The organism is Streptomyces sp. NPDC000345, from assembly GCF_042898825.1.
Taxonomy (GTDB): Bacteria; Actinomycetota; Actinomycetes; order Streptomycetales; family Streptomycetaceae; genus Streptomyces.
The window spans coordinates 108,491-124,211 of the sequence record NZ_JBIAZE010000017.1; the positions used below are offsets into that span (position 1 = coordinate 108,491).

Consider the following 15,721-nt stretch of genomic DNA (forward strand, 5'->3'; position numbering starts at 1 on the left):
CTAGCGGGCCGTCCGCGTGTGGACGTAGTCGACCAGGCGGGTCAGCGCGTCCGGGTCGGTGGACGGCATCACGCCGTGGCCGAGGTTGAAGACATGGCCCTCCAGACCGGCGGCCGTGTCCAGCACCTCGCGGGTCTTGGCCTCGACGGCCTCGGTGCCGGCGAACAGCACGGTCGGGTCGAGGTTGCCCTGCAGCGCCTTGCCGGGGCCGACCCGGCGGGCGGCCTCGTCCAGCGGGACGCGCCAGTCGACACCGACGACGTCCGCGCCGGCCTCGCCCATGAGCTTCAGCAGCTCACCGGTGCCGACACCGAAGTGGATGCGCGGGACGCCGTAGGACTCGACGGCGCGGAAGACCTTCGCCGAGGCGGGCAGCACCGAGCGGAGGTAGTCGCCGGGGGCGAGCGCGCCGGCCCAGGAGTCGAACAGCTGGACGGCGCTCGCGCCCGCCTCGATCTGGACCTTCAGGAAGGCGGCCGTGATCTCGGCGAGGCGGTCGAGGAGGTCGGCCCAGAGCTCGGGGTCGCCGTACATCATCGCCTTGGCGTTCTCGTACGTGCGCGACGGTCCGCCCTCGACGAGGTAGCTCGCCAGCGTGAAGGGCGCGCCCGCGAAACCGATCAGGGGGGTGGCGCCGAGTTCGGCGGTCAGCAGGCCGATGGCCTCGGTGACGTAGGAGACGTCCTCGGGGGTGAGGTCCCTCAGCCGGGCGAGGTCGGCGCGGGTGCGGACCGGCTGCTCGACGACCGGGCCGACGCCGGGCTTGATGTCGAGGTCGAGGCCGATGGCCTTGAGCGGGACGACGATGTCGCTGAAGTAGATCGCCGCGTCCACGCCGTGCCGGCGGACCGGCTGGAGGGTGATCTCGGTGACCAGTTCGGGCCGCATGCAGGACTCGAGCATCGGGATGCCCTCACGGACCTTGCGGTACTCCGGCAGCGAGCGCCCGGCCTGCCGCATGAACCACACGGGTGTGTGCGGCACGGGTTCGCGCCTGCACGCCTTCAGGAAGGCGCTCTCGTACGTCGCTGTCGGCTGCCGGCCCGCGGGGCTCTCGTTCAGGCTCACGTCGGCAAGTCTCGCACGGCGCCGGAGGCGGTGGCGCCGCCCCCTGCCGTGCCCCGGAGACACCCGTTCGGCCCTTGCGGTCCGGGGGCGTGTTCGCCCAGCGCGCAGCCGCCCGCGGCCCGCGCGCGGGTGTCTTGCCCTGCGCGAGGCCCCGGTTCCCCTTAATCTTCCCCGCATGGCTGCGGCTCAGGGACGACTGTCGGACGGCGCTGGCGGGATGGACGAGGCGAACGAGGGGGACCGCGATGGGAGCAGGTCGGCACCGCTGCCGTTCCGGGCCGCCGTCGACGCGCTGCGGACCGCGCGGCTGCGGCCGCAGATCGAGGTCGAGCCGACCCCGGCCCCCAAGCGGCTCGCCCCGTTCGCGTACGCGCTGGAGGCGACGGTCGTGGACGGCGAGCAGGACCTGGCCGACGGCAGGCTGGTGCTGCTGCACGACCCGGCCGGGCACGACGCCTGGCACGGCACCTTCCGGCTGGTGACGCTGATCCGGGCCGAGCTGGAGCCGGAGATGGCCGCCGATCCGCTGCTGCCGGAGGTGTGCTGGTCCTGGCTGACCGGCGCGCTGCAGGCGCGCGGTCTCGCGTACGGCGAACCGAGCGGGACGGTCACCCGGGCGAGCTCGCACTACTTCGGCGGGCTCGCGGAGCGCCCGGCGAACTCGCAGATCGAGATCCGCGCCTCCTGGACGCCCCGTGAGGGGCGGGGCGGGGTGCCGGACTCCGGGGCACATCTGGCGTCCTGGTGCGATCTGCTGGCGCAGGTGGCGGGGCTGCCGCCGGCCGGGCCGGGGGACGCGTCGGTGGTGACGCTGCCGCAGCGGCGGGGGCCGCAGTCGCGCTGAGCGATTCGGGTGGACCGGTCGCCGGTAAACGGCGACCGACCCGTTCGGCCGTCCCGATTGACCATCTCTTTGTCGATACGGCCACTTTCGATCCCGTACGACATCCACCCAAACCGATTCGATCTTCGGATGATCGATCGCGTGTCCGAATTGCACGTATTGTTACTCACTAGATCGTGATCATTTTCTAAAGGACCCCGGGCCCGCTGCCGAAGACGACTGTGACCTTGAAAGCACGGTTCGTCCCGGCTCCCTCCCCACCAGCCCCCGAACCGGCTCCGTCCCCCCACCCAGGAGGCCTGGTGTCCGTTCTCCTCGAGCAGCCCGCAAGCCTGGTCGCCTACCGCCCGAACAAGCCCACCGCCATGGTGGTCGTGGCCGACCCGCGCGTGCGTTCCACCGTCACCCGACATCTGTGGGCGCTCGGTGTGCGCGATGTCATCGAGGCCTCGTCCATCGCGGAGGCTCGTCCCCGCATCGGCAACCCCCGCGACATCTGCGTCGCCGACGTCCACCTGCCCGACGGCTCCGGCCTCACCCTCCTGTCGGAGACCCGCGCCGCGGGCTGGCCCAACGGGCTCGCCCTCTCCGCCGCCGACGACATCGGTGCCGTGCGCAACGCCCTCGCGGGCGGCGTCAAGGGCTACGTCGTCACCGGCACCCGCACCAACGTCGGGCTCCCCACCCGGCCCGGTGCGGCCCCCATCGGAGCCGCGGCCGCCCGCCTCCACCGCCGCCCCCCGGGTGCCCCGAGCCACCCGGGCGGCTACCGCGAGCTCTCCGGCCGCGAGGTCGAGGTGCTGCGCCTGGTCGCCGAAGGCCAGTCGAACAAGGCCATCGGCGTCTCGATGGGCCTGTCCGCGCTGACCGTCAAGAGCCACCTCGCCCGCATCGCCCGCAAGCTCGGCACGGGCGACCGCGCCGGCATGGTCGCGGTCGCGCTGCGGACCGGCATCATCCACTGATCCACCGGCGGGACCGTTCCCCGCGGTTCCCTCCCGACCCTGACCGGTTTACGACCCTGGGGGACCCGTCGGCGGAACGTTCCGTCGGCGGGTCCCGTCCACTCACGGATACCCTTGACAGGTGACCGACGCCCAAGAAACCGCAGCAGCCAGCTCACTGCGAACCACCGGAGGCGCCCCTCCGGACGACGGCGGAACTACTGCTTCTCCTGTTTCCGGGGCGCCGACACCTCTGCTCGAACCGCGCGAGGGCATTCCTCCCGTGATCGCCGACGCGGACTCGCTCGCCGAGACGATCGCCGCCTTCGCCGCCGGCACCGGCCCCGTCGCCGTGGACGCCGAGCGCGCCTCCGGCTACCGCTACGGACAGCGCGCCTATCTGGTGCAGCTGCGCCGCGAGGGCGCCGGCAGCGCGCTGATCGATCCCGTGGCCTGCCCGGACCTGTCGAAGCTCGGCGAGGCCCTCTCCGACGTCGAGTGGGTGCTGCACGCCGCCACCCAGGATCTGCCCTGCCTGCGCGAGATAGGCCTGGTGCCGACCCGTCTGTTCGACACCGAGCTGGCCGGGCGGCTCGCCGGCTTCCCGCGGGTCGGCCTCGGCGCGATGGTCGAGAGCGTGCTGGGCTTCGTCCTCGAGAAGGGACACTCCGCGGTCGACTGGTCGACCCGGCCGCTGCCCGAGCCCTGGCTGCGGTACGCCGCCCTGGACGTCGAGCTCCTCGTCGACCTGCGCGACGCGCTGGAGAAGGAGCTGGACCGGCAGGGCAAGCTGGAGTGGGCCCGCCAGGAGTTCGACGCGATCGCGTCCGCCCCGCCGCCGGAGCCCCGCAAGGATCCCTGGCGCCGTACCTCCGGCATGCACAAGGTGCGCCGGCGGCGGCAGCTCGGGGTGGTGCGGGAGCTGTGGCAGACGCGGGACCGGATCGCCCAGCGGCGGGACGTCTCGCCGGGCAAGGTGCTCTCGGACGCGGCCATCGTGGAGGCCGCGCTCTCGCTTCCGGCCAATGTGCACGCGCTTGCGGCGCTGAACGGCTTCGGGCACCGGATGGGCCGGCGGCAGCTGGAGCAGTGGCAGGCGGCGGTCGACCGGGCGAAGGCGCTCAGCGAGTCCCAGCTGCCGCAGCCGGGGCAGCCGGTCGCCGGCCCTCCGCCGCCGCGGGCGTGGGCCGACAAGGACCCGGCGGCCGCCGCCCGGCTGTCCGCCGCGCGGTCCGCCGTCTCCGCACTGGCCGAGGAGCTCACCATGCCCCAGGAGAACCTGATCGCCCCGGACTCGGTGCGCAGGGTCTGCTGGGAGCCGCCGCAGCCGCTGGACGCCGAGTCGGTGGGCGGCGCGCTCGCGGCGCTCGGGGCCCGGCCGTGGCAGGTGGAGCGGGTCACGCCGGTGCTGGTCGCGGCCCTGTCCGGCTGAGGCCGCTCCCCCGGGCCGTTCCCCGGGCCGCTGTCACCGGGTCGCTCCCCGCATGAAGCCGTTGTAGATGTACTTCTGCAGCGCCAGGAACACGATCAGCGTCGGCAGGATCACCAGCACGGCTCCTGCCGAGATCGTCTCCCAGTGGGCGGCGTAGGGACCCTTGAAGCGGAACAGGGACGTCGAGATCACGCCAAGATCCTGTGAGGGCATGTAGAGGAAGGGGATGTAGAAGTCGTTGTAGACGGCGATCCCCTTCACGATCACGACCGTCGCGATCGCCGGTTTCAGCAGCGGGAAGATCACCTTGCGGTAGATGGTGAACGCGTTGGCGCCGTCCAGTCGGGCCGCCTCGTCCAGGGAGACCGGGATCGACCGGACGAACTGCAGGAAGATGTAGATCGAGACGATGTCCGTGCCCATGTAGAGGGCGATCGGGGCCCAGCGGGTGTCGTACATGCCGAGGCTGTGGACGATCTGGAAGGTGGCCACCTGGGTGGTGACGCCCGGGACCAGGGCGGCCACCAGGAACAGCGCGATCACCAGCTTCCGGAACCGGAACGTGAAGCGGTCGATCGCGTACGCCGTCATCGAACCGATGAGGACGGTCCCGCCGACGGAGATCACCAGGATGAAGGCGGTGTTCCCGAACGCCGTGAGCATGCCGCCGTCCTGGAACGCCGCCACGTAGTTGTGGAAGTTCAGCGGGTCTTCCGGCAGGGTGAGCGCCCCGCCGCTGTTCGCCGTCTCGTTCTCCGTCTTCAGGGACGTGAGCAGGACGACGCCGAGCGGCAGCAGGACGACCGCCGCCGCGGCGGTCAGGGACAGGTACACGAGGGTGCGGGCAACGGCTCGGCGTGTCATACGAGATCCACCCTGTCGTCGGGGACGAGGCGCCGCTGCACCCAGGTCACCAGCAGGGTGATCAGCAGCAGCACGACGGCCGCCGCCGAGGCGAGGCCCGTCTTGTTGAACTGGAACGCCAGCTTCACCGTCTGGATCACGAAGGTCTCGGTGCCGGTCGCGCCGCCCGTCATCACGTACGGGATCTCGAAGGCCGCGAGGGAGCCGGAGACCGAGAGGATCACGGTCAGCGTCAGCACCGGCCTGATGCCGGGCAGGATGATGTGGCGGAACTGGTTCCAGCGGTTCGCGCCGTCCAGTTCGGACGCCTCGTACAGCTCGCCCGGGACGGACTGGATCGCGCCGAGGAACAGGACGAAGTTCATGCCCAGGTAGCGCCAGACCGAGACGCCGGCGAGGGAGACGTTCGCCGAGAACGGGGTGCCCAGCCAGGCGTGGTCGGTGTGGACGCCGAAGACAGCGAGGACCGTGTCGAGGGTCCCGCCGTCCTGGAAGAAGTAGAGGAAGACGAACCCGATGGCCACGCCGTTCACCAGGGACGGGAAGAAGATCACGCCCTTGAAGAAATTGCGGAACCGGACCCTGAAGCTCAGGACCGTCGCGAAGTACAGCGCGGCGACGATCTGGACCGCCGAGGCGGCCAGGTAGTAGCCGCTGACGAAGAACACCTGGAAGAGGTCCTCCCGGGTGAAGATCTCCGCGTAGTTCTCGGCGCCCGTGTAGTGCAGTTCGGGGCTCACACCGTCCCAGTCGGTGAAGCTGTACGCCAGCATGTTGGCGATCGGCGCATAGGTGAAGGTGACCAGCAGGACGAGGGGGGCCAGCAGGAACAGCCAGGGGGTCGGCCACCGCCGGACGCGCGTCCGGCGCGGTGCGGGAGCGGGGGCGGCGCGCTTCGAGGCCGGTGCCGCGGCCCCGGAGTCCGCCTTCCCGGTGGGGTGGGGGTGCGTGTGCGTCATCGGTCGCCCACGGTCTTCTGCGTGTCGGTCCACTTCTCGCCGAGACCGGCGAAGAACTCCTCCAGGCTGCCCTTCTTCGCTCCGCGGGCGAGGTCGACGAGGTCCTGGCGGTACTCGGGTTTGTTGATGCCGACCTCGGACTCGTCGTCGATCAGCTTCACCTCGGCGCCCGCCGAGTCGTCCAGCTCGATGAGCTTCACCCCGGCGTCCTCGTACGGCTCGAGGACCTCGGGCATCGGAGCGGACCTGAGCGGGGAGATGGCGAGGTTGTCCCTGTCGTAGCCGGACTTGTCGGTGAACCAGTCGATCCAGGCGCGGGCCGCTTCCTTGTGCGGGGAGTGGACGTTGACGGCCTGGTTGTAGTCGGGGCCCACGGTCGCGCAGAACTTCCCGCCCGTCTGGGCGGGGAACGGCATGAAACCGATGTCGTCCGGGTTCACCCCGGCCTTCCGGGCGGCGTCCTGGAACTGGACGACGGCCCAGGTGCCGAGCCACTGGGTGGCGATCTCGCCCTTGGCCGTCCGGGGCTTGGACTCCTCCCAGTTGCTGGTCGTCGGGTCCTTCTCGGCGAGGCCCTCCTTGACGATGTCGTACAGCAGGGTGTCGCCCGTGCGCAGGTCGCTGCCCTGCGCCCACGGGTCGCCCTCCGCCAGCCGGGTGGTGGCCTGCGGGTCGCAGGAGACGGAGCCGTTGACGAAGGTCCAGGAGGTCAGCGGCCACTGGGCGGCGAAGTTGGTGTAGTAGGGGATCGCGTCGGTCTTCGACTTGATCGCCTTCAGAGCGGCGAGGAACGCGGCCGGGGTGGTCGGCCAGTCGGTGACCCCGGCCTCCTTCCAGACCCTCTTGTTGTAGACGAAGCCGGGCATGACACCGACCGGGCTCTGTCCGTACACCTTGCCGTCGACGGTGGTGAAGTCGGTGAAGCGGTACTTCTTGCTGCGCTCGGCCCGGGTGCCGAGGGAGGCGAAGAACTTCGGGTAGTCGCTCTTCTTGATGACCCCGGGGATCAGGAGGACGTCGCCGTAGTCCTCCGTGTTCATCCGGATCTTTATCTCGGCCTCGTAGTTGGTGAGGGCCTGGAACTCGACCTTCACCTTCGGGTAGGTCTTGTTGAACTCGGCGGCGTACTTCTTCATCGTGCCGTCCTGCACGAGGTCGGTACGCACGGTGAGGACCGTGATGGTGCCGCTCACCTTCGAAGGATCGCCGGGCGCCTCGGCGTCCGCGCCCTTCGCGCTTCCTCCGGTGCCGGTGCAGCCGGGGACCAGCAGGGCGGCTCCCACGGCCATGGCCAGGACTGTACGGCGGTTCATGTGCATCAGCTCCGTTCGAGGGACGGACGAGCACGTGCGGGGTTGGCTGATTCGGCACTCTGACAGCGCTTTCTCAACCGGTAAAGTCCCATTCCCGCCAACGATGAAGAGATGGCACCCCATACTCGGCTCGACCGGTTCAGGGAGCGCGCATGCTGGAGGCCACACCGCTCACCGACGGATGGATCCTGCGACACCCCGACAGCGCGGCTGAGGCGCTTTCGGCCGTGGTGCCGGGCTGCGTGCACACCGACCTGCTGGCGGCGGGCCTGATCCCGGATCCGTTCCTCGGGAGGAACGAGACCGAGGTCGCGTGGGTCGGGCGGCGGGAGTGGACGTACGAGACGGAGCTGCCGGCCGGGCCGTCCGGGCACGAGCAGACGGACCTGGTCTTCGACGGGCTCGACACGGCCGCCGAGATCCGCCTGGACGGCCGGCTGCTGGGCCGGACGCGGAACATGCACCGCTCCTACCGGTTCGACGTGACGGGGGCGGGCGGGCCGCTGTCGGTCAGGTTCGCCTCCGCCTACGCCGAGGCGGAGGCCGTGCGCGGGAGGACCGGCGAGCGGCCGGCCGCCTATGCCGAGCCCTACCAGTACCTCCGCAAGATGGCGTGCTCGTTCGGCTGGGACTGGGGGCCGACGCTGGTCACGGCCGGGATCTGGCGGCCGGTGCGGCTGGAACGCTGGTCGACGGCGCGGCTCGCCCGGGTACGGCCGCTCGTCACCGTCCGCGGCGGCACCGGTGTCGTCGAACTGCACGTCGAGGTGGAGCGCACCCGGGTGGAGGCCGCGCTGACGCTGCAGGCCCGGGTGGGGGACGTACGGGTGCGGGGCGAGGTGACGGGCACCCGGGGCGTGGTGCGGCTGGAGGTGCCGGACGCCGCGCTGTGGTGGCCGCGAGGGTACGGCGAACAGGCGCTGTACGAGGTCGAGTTGACGCTGCTCCACGGAAGCGCCCCGCTCGACGTGTGGCGGCGGCGCGTCGGTTTCCGCACGGTGGTGCTGGACACCTCCGCCGACGCCCACGGCACCGGTTTCACCCTCGTCGTCAACGGGGAGCGGCTCTTCGCGCGCGGCGTGAACTGGATCCCGGACGACGTCTTCCCGTCCCGGACGACCCGGGAGCGCTACCGACGACGACTGCGGCAGGCCGCCGGCGCCGGGGTGGACCTGGTCCGGGTGTGGGGCGGCGGGATCTACGAGAGCGAGGACTTCTACGACGCCTGCGACGAACTCGGGCTCATGGTGTGGCAGGACTTCCCGTTCGCGTGCGCCGCCTACCCCGAGGAGCAGCCGTTGCGGGGCGAGGTGGAGGCCGAGGCCCGGGAGAACGTCGTCCGGCTGATGCCGCACCCCTCGCTGGTGCTGTGGAACGGCAACAACGAGAACCTGTGGGGGTTCCGGGACTGGGGGTGGGAGGGGCGGCTCGCCGGGGACTCCTGGGGGGAGGGGTACTACCTCGGCGTACTGCCGCGGGTGGTGGCCGAGTCGGACCCGACGCGGCCGTACACGGGCGGCAGTCCCTGGTCGGGGTCGTGGGCGCACCACCCGAACGACCCGGCGCACGGCACACACCACTCCTGGGAGGTGTGGAACCGCCGGGACTACGCCGAGTACCGCAGTGAAGTGCCTCGGTTCGTGGCCGAGTTCGGCTGGCAGGCGCCGCCCGCGTACGCCACCCTGCGGCGGGCGCTGCCGGGCGAGGAGCTCGCGGTTGACTCCCCCGGGATGCTGCACCACCAGAAGGCGGAGGACGGCAACGGCAAGCTGGAGCGCGGGCTCGCCCGGCACTTCGCCGTGCCGGAGGGCGACTTCGACCGCTGGCACTACCTGACGCAGGTGAACCAGGCACGGGCGGTGGCCGCCGGGATCGAGCACTGGCGGTCGCACTGGCCGGTGTGCGCGGGGACGGTCGTCTGGCAGCTCAACGACTGCTGGCCGGTGACGTCCTGGTCGGCGATCGACGGGGACGGACGGGAGAAGCCGCTGTACCACGAGCTGCGGCGGCTCTACGCGGACCGGTTGCTGACGCTTCAGGTGCGGGACGGGGAACCGGTGCTGGCGGCCGTGAACCAGTCGGCGCGGCCGTGGACGGCGGTCGTGGAGCTGCGGCGGATGTCCGTCGAGGGGGAGGTGCTTGGGTCCTCGCGTGCCGAACTGGCGGCGGGGGCACGGGAGGTGGGGGTGGTGCGGGTGCCCGCGGAGCTGGCGCCGGCGGGGGCGAAGGAGTTCCTGGTGGCGGACGCGGACGGGCTGCGGGCCCTGCACTTTCCGGTGGCCGACCGTGAAGTGCCGTATCCCAGCCCGGACTTCGAGGTGGCCGTCGCGCCGGGGAGTGTCACGGTGACGGCCCGTACGCTGGTCAGGGATCTGCTGCTGCAGGCCGACCGGCTGGGACCGGAGGTGCGGGCCGACCGGGGGCTGGTGACGCTGCTTCCGGGGGAACGGGTGACGATCGGGGTCGAGGGCTGGGAGACTCCCGATGCCGACGCCGCCCGTGCCGTCCTGTACTGCCTGGAGCCCGCTCGATGACAGCGTCCCCCTCGCCGCCTCCTTTCCCGTCCTCCTCTCCCCGCGTCACCATCAAGGACGTCGCCGCGCGCGCCGGTGTGTCCAAGGGAGCCGTGTCGCTGGCCTTCAACCGCAAGCCGGGCCTGGCCGAGGCGACCCGGGAGCGGATCTTCGCGGCGGCGCGGGAGCTGGGCTGGGAACCGAACCTGACCGCACGGTCGCTGTCGAGTTCGCGGGTGGACGTGGTGGGGCTGGCGATCTGCCGGCCGGCGCGGATGCTGGGGCTCGAGCCGTTCTACATGGAGTTCGTCTCCGGGGTGGAGAGCGTGCTGACGGAGCACTCCTGTTCGCTGCTGCTGCGGCTGGTCAGGAACGTGGAGGAGGAGGCCGGGCTCCTCGAGTCGTGGTGGCGGGGGCGGCAGATCGGCGGATCGATCCTGGTGGACTTCCGGGCCGACGATCCCCGGGTGGCGGCGGCCGAGCGGCTCGGGATGCCGGTGGTGGCGGTGGGACACCCGTCGCTGACCGGGAGTCTGACGTCGGTGTGGACGGACGACGCGACGGCGGTGACGGAGGCGGTGCGGTACCTCGCGGCGCTCGGCCACCGCCGGATCGCCCGGGTCGGGGGTGCGGCCGCGCTCGGGCACACGGTGATGCGGACGGCGGCCTTCGACGCGGCGGCGCGGAGCCTGGGGCTGGCCGGGGCGTGGCAGGTGGCCACCGACTACTCCGGGGAGGCGGGGGCGCGGGCCACCCGGTCCATGCTGACCGCCGCCCCGCAGGACCGGCCGACGGCCATCGTCTACGACAACGACATCATGGCGGTGGCCGGACTGGCGGTGGCGGCCGAGATGGGGCTGAGCGTCCCGCGTGACGTCTCCCTGCTCGCCTGGGACGACTCCCAGCTGTGCCGGCTGACCCATCCCACCCTCTCCGCGATGAGCCATGACGTGCACGGATTCGGCGCGGAGGCGGCGCGCACCCTGTTCGGCGTAATCCTGCGGAAGGGAGTCGGATCCCATCCGGTGCCCACTCCGGTGCTGACACCGCGCGGGTCGACGGCACCCCCGAAGGTGTGACCTTCGCCGCTTGGGCCTCCGGGACTGGGCAGTCACGTTACCCACAAGTAGCATGGCTCCTGAGCGCGCGCTCAGCGCTGGCGCGCCGCAGCAGCAGTGCCATCCCGCACCCTGGAGGAGAGCCATCGTGCCTCGTACCGTCAGGGACGTCGTCTTCGTAGACGGCGTCCGTACCCCGTTCGGCAAGGCGGGCCCGAAGGGCATCTACCACGAGACCCGCGCCGACGACCTCGTCGTGAAGGCGATCCGGGAGCTGCTGCGCCGCAACCCCGGCCTCGACCCCAAGAAGATCGACGAGGTCGCCATCGCCGCGACCACGCAGATCGGTGACCAGGGCCTGACCATCGGCCGTACGGCCGGCATCCTCGCCGGTCTGCCGCAGTCGGTGCCCGGCTACTCCATCGACCGCATGTGCGCCGGTGCCCTGACCGCCGTCACCACGGTCGCCGGTTCGGTCGCCTTCGGCGCGTACGACATCGCCGTCGCGGGCGGTGTCGAGCACATGGGCCGCCACCCGATGGGCGAGGGCGTCGACCCGAACCCGCGCTTCGTCAGCGAGAAGCTGGTCGACGAGTCCGCGCTGTTCATGGGCATGACGGCGGAGAACCTGCACGACCGCTACCCGCAGATCACCAAGCTGCGCGCGGACGAGTACGCGGTGCGCTCCCAGGAGAAGGCCGCCAAGGCGTACGCCAACGGCAAGATCCAGGCCGACCTGGTGCCGGTCTCGGTCCGTCGCACCAACCCCGAGGCGGGCGAGACGGGCTGGGGCCTGGTCACCGCCGACGAGCCGATGCGCCCGGGCACGACCCTGGAGAACCTGCAGGGCCTGAAGACCCCGTTCCGCGTCCACGGCCGGGTCACCGCCGGTAACGCGGCCGGTCTGAACGACGGCGCCACCGCCTCGCTCATCGCGTCCGAGGACTTCGCCCGCGCCAACGACCTGCCGGTCAAGATGCGCCTCGTCTCGTACGCCTTCGCGGGCGTCGAGCCGGAGGTCATGGGCTACGGCCCGATCCCGGCCACGGAGAAGGCCCTCGCGCAGGCGGGTCTGTCCATCTCCGACATCGGCCTGTTCGAGATCAACGAGGCCTTCGCCGTCCAGGTCCTCGCCTTCCTCGACCACTACGGCATCGCCGACGACGACGAGCGCGTCAACCAGTACGGCGGCGCCATCGCCTTCGGCCACCCGCTGGCCTCCTCCGGCGTCCGTCTGATGACGCAGCTGGCCCGCCAGTTCGAGGAGCAGCCGAACGTCCGCTACGGCCTGACCACCATGTGCGTCGGCTTCGGCATGGGCGCGACGGTCATCTGGGAGAACCCGCACTTCGAGGGGGACAAGTGAGCACCACCGCTGAGCTGCTGAAGGGTGCGGCCGAGCTGTTCCCGGACGAGGTCGTCACCCAGGCGCACGTACGTCACCTGGACCTGCCGGCCGGTGCCGGGCGCTTCGCCCTGATCACCCTCGACAACGGCTTCGACCACACCAAGCCGACCACCTTCGGACCGCAGTCCCTCGCGAACCTCAGCGCCGCGATCGACCAGGTCGAGAAGGAGGCCGCGGCCGGCGAGATCGTCGGTGTCGGCATCACCGGCAAGCCGTTCATCTTCGCCGTCGGCGCGGACCTGAAGGGCGTCGAGCTCCTCAAGGAGCACAAGGACGCGCTCGCCATCGGCAAGGGCGGCCACGAGGTCTTCAAGCGTCTCGCGACGCTGGCCGTCCCCACCTTCGCCTACTACAACGGCGCGGCGATGGGCGGCGGCGTCGAGGTCGGCCTGCACTGCGCCTACCGCACGGTGTCCGCGGCGCTGCCCGCCTTCTCGCTGCCCGAGGTCTTCCTCGGCCTGGTGCCCGGCTGGGGCGGCTGCACGCTGCTGCCGAACCTGATCGGCGCGGACAAGGCCGTCTCGGTGATCATCGAGAACAGCCTCAACCAGAACAAGCAGCTCAAGGGCAAGCAGGTCTACGAGCTCGGGATCGCCGACGCGCTCTTCGAGGGCGCCGACTTCCTGGAGCAGTCGCTGATCTGGACGGCGGCCGTCCTCAAGGGCGAGATCGTCGTCGACCGTCCGGTGATCGACCGCGGTGAGGCCTGGGACCAGGCCGTCGCGCGCGGCCGGTTCGTCGCCGACTCCAAGGTGCACGGCGCGGCCCCGGCCGCCTACCGCGCGCTGGACATCATCGCCGCCGCGAAGAACGGCGACCTCCAGCAGGGCTACGACGCCGAGGACGTGGCGCTCGCCGACCTGATCATGGGCGGTGAACTGCGCGCCGGCATCTACGCGTTCAACCTGGTGCAGAAGCGCGCCAAGCGCCCGGCCGGCGCCCCGGACAAGAGTCTGGCCCGCCCGGTCACCAAGGTCGGTGTCGTCGGCGCCGGTCTGATGGCCTCGCAGCTGGCGCTGCTGTTCCTGCGCCGCCTGGAGGTCCCGGTCGTCCTCACGGACATCGACCAGGAGCGCGTCGACAAGGGTGTGGGCTACGTCCACGCCGAGATCGAGAAGCTGCTGGGCAAGGGCCGGATCAACCAGGACAAGGCCAACCGCCTCAAGGCGCTGGTCAGCGGTGTCCTGGACAAGGCCGAGGGCTTCGCGGACGCGGACTTCGTCATCGAGGCCGTGTTCGAGGAGATCGGTGTCAAGCAGCAGGTGTTCGCGGAGGTCGAGGCGGTCGCCCCGGCGCACGCCATCTTCGCCACCAACACCTCCTCCCTCTCGGTCTCCGAGATGGCCTCGAAGCTCCGGCACCCCGAGCGGGTCGTGGGCTTCCACTTCTTCAACCCGGTCGCGGTCCTGCCGCTCCTGGAGATCGTCCGCGGCGAGCAGACCGACGACGCCTCCCTGGCCACCGCGTTCGCCGTCGCCAAGAAGCTGAAGAAGACCGCCGTGCTGACGAAGGACGCCCCGGCGTTCGTCGTGAACCGCATCCTGACCCGCTTCATGGGCGAGGTGCAGAACGTCATCGACGAGGGCACCCCGGTCGAGGTCGCGGAGAAGGCGGTGGAGCCGCTGGGCCTGCCGATGTCCCCGCTGGTCCTGCTGGAGCTGGTCGGCCCGGCGATCGGTCTGCACGTCTCGGAGACGCTCAACCGGGCGTTCCCGGACCGCTTCACGGTCTCCCCCAACCTCAAGGCGGTCGTCGAGGCCGGCAAGCGCGGCTTCTACGTCTACGACAGCGGTAAGCCCGAGCTGGACCCCGAGGTCGCCGCGCTGCTCAAGCAGGGCGACTCGGTCCTCACCGAGGAGCAGGTGCGGGCGCGCGTCCTGGACGCGGTGGCGCAGGAGATCGGGCTGATGCTGGACGAGGGCGTCGTCGCCGAGGCCCAGGACATCGACCTCTGCCTGATCACCGGCGCGGGCTGGCCCTTCCACCTGGGCGGCATCACGCCGTACCTGGACCGCGAGGGCGTCTCCGAGCGGGTGAACGGGAAGCGTTTCCTCGCTCCGGGCGTGGCGTCGGTCCCGGCGTAACCGCCGAACGGACGTGAAGAGGGCCTCCGCCTGCCGGGCGGAGGCCCTCTGCCGTCCCCGGGCCGGGCCGCGACCTCACCCGTCTCCGGCTGCGGCCGAGGGGGTCTTTGCGGTCACCGTGGCGTCGACGCCGGGCCGAGGGGCCCGGGGTCACACCTCCTGCCAGGCCGTCAGCGCGAGCACCGGCTCGTCCTTGCGGCGGCTGAGCAGCAGGCGGCCGGTCGACGGGGACAGGGTGGCGGCGACCACCCGGTCCTCGTGGTCCACCGCCAGCGCCACCTCGGCGTCGGCCGGCAGGGACGGGCCGGACTCGGTCCACCAGGCGCCGGCCGACTCCTGTTCGGTGGGGTAGGCGGCGAAGGCGACCCGGCCGCTCGCGGAGCGCTGGGCGAGCAACGTGCAGTCGTGGCCGTCGAGTTCGCAGCGGATCGCGGCGACCGGACCGGACCCCGCCGCGGCGAGCAGGGGGGCGGGTTTGGTGCCGGGCCGCCAGGCCCACAGATCACCGGAGTCGTCCGTGTAGAAGAGGGTGGTGTGCTCCGGGGAGGTGGCCAGCGCGCGCAGGGTGCCGGGGCGGACCGGCGCCTCCAGTGCCTCCTCCAGCACCGGCTGCCCGCCCGGTTCCCCCTGCCGCCAGTGCAGGACCCCGCCGGGCACGGCCGCGTACACCTCGACCCGTCCGCACTCCCCCGTCACCGCCACGGGCGCTCCCTCGACGCCCTTGCCCTTCAGGTCCCGCCAGGGTTCCCAGCCGCCCTTCTCCTTCTGGGCGACCATACGGATCCCGGTGGCCGTGTCGCGGACGAAGAGATGGGCCCGCCCCTGGGCGTCCACCGCGACCGCGGGAGGACCGGTGCGGGCGCCCTTCTTGTCGGGGTGGCCGACGGGCGCCCAGTCCAGGGGGGCGAGCAGGGGCCGGTAGTGGGTGGAGTGCACCAGGCCCGCCTCCGCCTTCACGGTGGGCCGCCAGGACACCAGATGGGCGTAGCCGTCGGCGCCCTGGCCGACGGCGAGCACCGGGTGCACCTTCTGGTTGCCGCCGACCCTGCGCGGGCCGTCCCAGGACCCGCCCGGCGCGCGTTCCGCGCGGCACAGGACGGCGTCGTCCGACGTCAGGTAGACACTGAGCCGCCCGTCGCGGCCACGTATGAGCCAGTCGCCGTTCACCCGTTCACTTTATGTCGGCGGCCTCCCCGCCACTCCCGGCGGGCCCGTCGTCGGGGCGTCACGTGGG

Annotated in this window: 12 protein-coding genes; 7 read left to right on the forward strand and 5 right to left on the reverse strand. The window is 71.5% G+C overall.

Annotation, left to right across the window (positions count from 1 at the left end):
* Nucleotides 1-1,068 carry a uroporphyrinogen decarboxylase gene (gene hemE / locus ACFY30_RS32300; protein WP_390848689.1) on the reverse strand — a complete coding sequence of 356 codons (1,068 nt, stop codon included), beginning with the start codon at nt 1,066-1,068 and terminating at the stop codon, nt 1-3.
* A 175-nt stretch (nt 1,069-1,243) separates the two neighbouring features.
* Here hemE and ACFY30_RS32305 point away from each other — a divergent pair, with 175 nt between their 5' ends.
* From ACFY30_RS32305 to ACFY30_RS32315, 3 genes are all read left to right on the forward strand, one after another.
* Nucleotides 1,244-1,912 (forward strand): DUF3000 domain-containing protein, encoded by a 669-nt coding sequence (locus ACFY30_RS32305; RefSeq protein WP_390848690.1) that lies wholly within the window; start codon nt 1,244-1,246, stop codon nt 1,910-1,912.
* 302 nt (nt 1,913-2,214) lie between these two features.
* On the forward strand, nt 2,215-2,877 hold the full coding sequence (locus ACFY30_RS32310; RefSeq protein WP_003993737.1) for a response regulator transcription factor: 663 nt from the start codon (nt 2,215-2,217) through the stop codon (nt 2,875-2,877).
* A 121-nt stretch (nt 2,878-2,998) separates the two neighbouring features.
* On the forward strand, nt 2,999-4,288 hold the full coding sequence (locus tag ACFY30_RS32315) for a ribonuclease D (RefSeq protein ID WP_390848691.1): 1,290 nt from the start codon (nt 2,999-3,001) through the stop codon (nt 4,286-4,288).
* A 33-nt stretch (nt 4,289-4,321) separates the two neighbouring features.
* Here ACFY30_RS32315 and ACFY30_RS32320 read toward each other — a convergent pair whose 3' ends face one another.
* Genes ACFY30_RS32320 through ACFY30_RS32330 form a run of 3 tightly spaced genes read right to left on the reverse strand, consistent with a single transcriptional unit; the run spans nt 4,322 to nt 7,424 of the window.
* Nucleotides 4,322-5,152 (reverse strand): carbohydrate ABC transporter permease, encoded by an 831-nt coding sequence (locus tag ACFY30_RS32320; protein ID WP_390848692.1) that lies wholly within the window; start codon nt 5,150-5,152, stop codon nt 4,322-4,324.
* Nucleotides 5,149-6,111 carry a carbohydrate ABC transporter permease gene (locus tag ACFY30_RS32325; protein ID WP_390848693.1) on the reverse strand — a complete coding sequence of 321 codons (963 nt, stop codon included), beginning with the start codon at nt 6,109-6,111 and terminating at the stop codon, nt 5,149-5,151. The genes ACFY30_RS32320 and ACFY30_RS32325 overlap by 4 nt, the downstream gene beginning before the upstream one ends.
* Nucleotides 6,108-7,424, reverse strand: a complete 1,317-nt coding sequence (locus ACFY30_RS32330) for an extracellular solute-binding protein (RefSeq protein WP_390848694.1) — start codon at nt 7,422-7,424, stop codon at nt 6,108-6,110. The genes ACFY30_RS32325 and ACFY30_RS32330 overlap by 4 nt, the downstream gene beginning before the upstream one ends.
* 152 nt (nt 7,425-7,576) lie before the next feature.
* Here ACFY30_RS32330 and ACFY30_RS32335 point away from each other — a divergent pair, with 152 nt between their 5' ends.
* The 4 genes from ACFY30_RS32335 (at nt 7,577) to ACFY30_RS32350 (ending at nt 14,487) form a co-directional block, all read left to right on the forward strand.
* Nucleotides 7,577-9,958, forward strand: coding sequence for a glycoside hydrolase family 2 protein (locus ACFY30_RS32335; protein ID WP_390848695.1), 2,382 nt, complete (start codon nt 7,577-7,579; stop codon nt 9,956-9,958).
* Nucleotides 9,955-11,016 carry a LacI family DNA-binding transcriptional regulator gene (locus ACFY30_RS32340; protein ID WP_390848696.1) on the forward strand — a complete coding sequence of 354 codons (1,062 nt, stop codon included), beginning with the start codon at nt 9,955-9,957 and terminating at the stop codon, nt 11,014-11,016. Before ACFY30_RS32335 ends, ACFY30_RS32340 begins: the two co-directional genes overlap by 4 nt.
* A 127-nt stretch (nt 11,017-11,143) precedes the next feature.
* Nucleotides 11,144-12,361 carry a thiolase family protein gene (locus ACFY30_RS32345; RefSeq protein WP_390848697.1) on the forward strand — a complete coding sequence of 406 codons (1,218 nt, stop codon included), beginning with the start codon at nt 11,144-11,146 and terminating at the stop codon, nt 12,359-12,361.
* Entirely contained in the window at nt 12,358-14,487 is a 2,130-nt protein-coding gene (locus tag ACFY30_RS32350) for a 3-hydroxyacyl-CoA dehydrogenase NAD-binding domain-containing protein (RefSeq protein WP_390848698.1), read from the forward strand. Before ACFY30_RS32345 ends, ACFY30_RS32350 begins: the two co-directional genes overlap by 4 nt.
* Before the next feature lie 150 nt (nt 14,488-14,637).
* Here the strand turns inward: ACFY30_RS32350 and ACFY30_RS32355 are convergent, their stop codons facing one another.
* Complete coding sequence (locus tag ACFY30_RS32355; protein ID WP_390848699.1) at nt 14,638-15,654, reverse strand: hypothetical protein; 1,017 nt, start codon at nt 15,652-15,654, stop codon at nt 14,638-14,640.
* Between the last annotated feature and the right edge of the window lie 67 nt (nt 15,655-15,721).

Bases quoted from the DNA above. Each gene is read 5' to 3' on its own strand.
- ACFY30_RS32305 (WP_390848690.1), top strand. From the start codon at position 1,244: ATGGCTGCGGCTCAGGGACGACTGTCGGACGGCGCTGGCGGGATGGAC.
- ACFY30_RS32320 (WP_390848692.1), bottom strand. From the start codon at position 5,152: ATGACACGCCGAGCCGTTGCCCGCACCCTCGTGTACCTGTCCCTGACC.
- ACFY30_RS32325 (WP_390848693.1), bottom strand. From the start codon at position 6,111: ATGACGCACACGCACCCCCACCCCACCGGGAAGGCGGACTCCGGGGCC.
- ACFY30_RS32330 (WP_390848694.1), bottom strand. From the start codon at position 7,424: ATGAACCGCCGTACAGTCCTGGCCATGGCCGTGGGAGCCGCCCTGCTG.
- ACFY30_RS32335 (WP_390848695.1), top strand. From the start codon at position 7,577: ATGCTGGAGGCCACACCGCTCACCGACGGATGGATCCTGCGACACCCC.
- ACFY30_RS32340 (WP_390848696.1), top strand. From the start codon at position 9,955: ATGACAGCGTCCCCCTCGCCGCCTCCTTTCCCGTCCTCCTCTCCCCGC.